The organism is Sphingomonas sp. CCH21-G11 (assembly GCF_001555965.1).
Taxonomy (GTDB): Bacteria; Pseudomonadota; Alphaproteobacteria; order Sphingomonadales; family Sphingomonadaceae; genus Sphingomonas.
This window is the reverse complement of the sequence record NZ_LSHX01000041.1, coordinates 1-3072: the sequence shown is the minus strand read 5'-3', so window position 1 is coordinate 3072 and position 3072 is coordinate 1. Positions and strand designations below refer to the sequence as shown.

The following is a 3072-nucleotide window of genomic DNA, read 5'->3' as shown; positions in this document are numbered from 1 at the left end:
GGGTGAGGGGTCGAGCGGCGAGGATGGGCAGCTAAGCGCACCATTTAGGTCATTCGGCGCATGCGAAGGCGATCCCGAGCGCTGCCACTGTTTGCCATAAGTCTGGATGCCTGCGCTCGACGGGAGGCGGCTATCTGAGCTATCGATAGATTATGCCACACTCGCCACGGGTGGCGCTGATGCCAGTCCTTTACGACGCTCGTCGGCAGCCCGATTTGCCTTGGCTTTGGTCGCTCTGAACGCGACCAGTTCATGCCAATCAGCCATCATTTGATCTTTTGTTGGCGTATCGATCTGACGGCCCGCCGCTTGGTCATGGCCCGAATACTCCGAAGCGCGTTTCATTGCGCGGTAAACCAGCATGAAATCCTCGTCGGATACTTCGACGCCGGCCAACCGCAGCGTGCCGACATCAGATCCAAATCGCCGGACGACGTCGTTCAATACAATCTCTTCGACCGCGCGTTCCCACGTCTCGCGGAGCGCGGCGTAGTAGCCAGTGCAGCGGCGGCGATAATCGTCGCTCGTGACCGCCACATCGTCCGGAATGGCGTCGATCATGCCTTTGAGAGTGTGCTCGCGATCCTTGACCTTCCGCGCAACCCACGGCTCGTCTCCGACGGAGACAATCCCAAACTCACCAGCCGCTCCCTGCTGGATCAAGCAGGGCAAAGCAGACACGGCATTTGTTCTGTCCATACAGGCCAGCATCAGTTCATGATAAAACACGAGGTTGTGAGTGAAGATGATGATCTGCCGGCCTTTGGCCGCCTCGTCGATCAAGCGGCGGGCGACACGGCGGACCCGGCCATGATCTAAGCTCGTCACCGGGTCATCAAGAATGATGCCGGAACACTTTCCGGCGACGTGCGTCTCAGCGAGGAAACAGGCAAGACTCAATGCGCGTTGTTCACCCTCGCTTAGAACCCGCGATTTTTTTGCTTTCTTGTCCGTCGCCAGCTCGACCTCGAAGAAGCTGATCCCTCGTTCGCTTTCATCGCAGAACTTGAACGGGACGTGCGTCAAGGCGAAGCCAGCGATTTCGGCTTCGATCCTCGCCTTCAGGTCTGGAGATGTCAGCTCCTTCCGCAACGAGGTGATGAGCCGTGACAGCGGGCCGGTATTGAGGGCAGCTTCGCATTTTTTGTAGCGGTGCGTCGCGAAAAGGCTGTGTCGCCTTGCGACCGCTTCGTCGATCTGGGCGTGAAACTGTTTCTGCCCGCTCAATTCGGCAATCCGAGCCGTGGCGCGGGCAGTCTGGTCATCCCCAGAACGAAGCGCTGTGGCTTCCGCCGTCAGCGTTGCGGCCAGATTACGAAGTCCATCAATCGGCGACGCAGGCAATGGAGACAGCGGCTGTAGATGGCCCGCCTCCAGTTGTTGAACGCGTAAATCGCGTCGAATACGCAGGTCGGTGCTAAACGCGACCGCTTGTTGCCCGAGCAGCGCGGCCTCAGGACCATGAGCTGCCGTCTCGCCAAGCAAGGCGGCCAATTCTGCCTCAGTCTTGAAAGTGAGGTCGCGCAATGTCGCGACGCGCCTTTGGATCGCCTCGTAGGCGGCATCTGCCTCCTGAGTCGCCCGTCCTTCGATATAGGCATCGAACGCTGCCAGCCGCTTCGCGGCGTCATCGCTCAAGCTCTGTTGGCAGAGCGGGCACGGATCGCCAGCCACAAATGGCTCACCGGCTTGCCTGACACCCGCTTCGGCCGCGAACTGGCGAGCCAACTGGAAGAGTGCCTTCCAAGGGTCCGACCCCGTCGCCGTGATCGGTTGCGACCCAATCTGCTCGGCGCGCAGTGTGTCAGCGATGCGCTTCTTTTCCTCGCAGGTCCGAAGCGCAACTTCATCGAGGTCGGTCACCAGGTCGACCAATCGCGGCACGCTCCGCCCAAGATCGTCGGCCGCCGTAGTACAAGCGGCAGCGATACGATCATATCGGCTTGCCACAGCTGCCGGACCTTGCACGAGTTGCGCGCCCAGACGCTCCAACTCTGCTTCAAGCTCCGGTGTCCAAACGGCGGCGGCGCGCAATTCCTCCTCGGTGGGCAGATTGGCTTCTGGAGTCGCGATCTGGAGACGGGCACTCAGTTGGGCCGCCGTTGTGCCTTGCTGATAGTGCGCCCCGAACGACGCGCCATATTGCCGTACGTTCGCGTCGATCCAGCTTCGATATTGAGCGCATGCCGCTTGATAAAGGTCGGCGAGCCGGCCAACGCAGGCCACCTCCGGCGGCAAATAGAGAATTTCGTTCTTGCTCTCGACATAGACGCGGAGATTGTCGGCATCGAGCAACGTGATCCCTCCTAGTGGGTGAGGTTTCGCCTCGCCCTCAGTCCACGTCGCGGAGACCGGCTCGTTTGCTCCTTGCTGATAGGTGTAGGTGATCGATTTGGTCGGCTCCGCACCGTTAGCGAACACGTCGTTTTGCAACTCGGGTTCTTTTCGAGCGCCGCACAATTGCCGCAACGCGCGGGTGTAGCCACTCTTGCCAGATCCGTTTTCGCCAAAGATCACGGTCACGCCATCGATGGCGAATTTCAGTATTTGCCCAGGCACCAAGCGATCTAACCCTTGCAGCGGACCAATCGAGTGCAGAATCACGTCGTCGGGGCTCTTGGCCAGTGCGACGACTGTGTTCTCGTCGAAGCTCTGGCATGGGTGAGTGCCTTCGACCCTCAAACCGTGTGCCAGCGCGACTCGGTTCACGAGCGCGTCGACGTTTTCAGTCGTCACGGTGGTTGAGGTGGCAGCGCGTTGCATCGCGTCGATCGCCCAAGGCTGCTGCCCCGCGCACCAATCTGCAAGCTTTCCCATTCCCCACCCGACCGAACGCGCCCAGTTTTCAGATACTAACACCGGCGCGTTTCCAAGACGCCAGCGAAACCAGTTCGAATTACAATGGTATGTTACCCGCACACGGATGCAAGCGGGCCGTCGGCAGAAATTCATGGGATTTCGGTAGTTTCGAAATGGGCCGCAGACCCAGTAGTCAGCTTTACGCAGAGCGCCCCCTAGAAGCCGGTTGGCAGCTCTCGCGCTAACACCCCCCACCACCCCCCTGTCCTACAC

The 3072-nt window shown here is 60.0% G+C and carries 1 protein-coding gene; it reads right to left on the bottom strand.

Annotated features, from left to right (window positions below; genetic code table 11):
- Positions 1-150 precede the first annotated feature (150 nt).
- Positions 151-2817, bottom strand: coding sequence for an AAA family ATPase (locus AX676_RS11815; RefSeq protein ID WP_066481198.1), 2667 nt, complete (start codon positions 2815-2817; stop codon positions 151-153).
- Between the last annotated feature and the right edge of the window lie 255 nt (positions 2818-3072).

Excerpts from the sequence above, each read along its gene's own strand:
- AX676_RS11815 (WP_066481198.1), bottom strand. The coding sequence starts at position 2,817 with ATGGGAAAGCTTGCAGATTGGTGCGCGGGGCAGCAGCCTTGGGCGATC.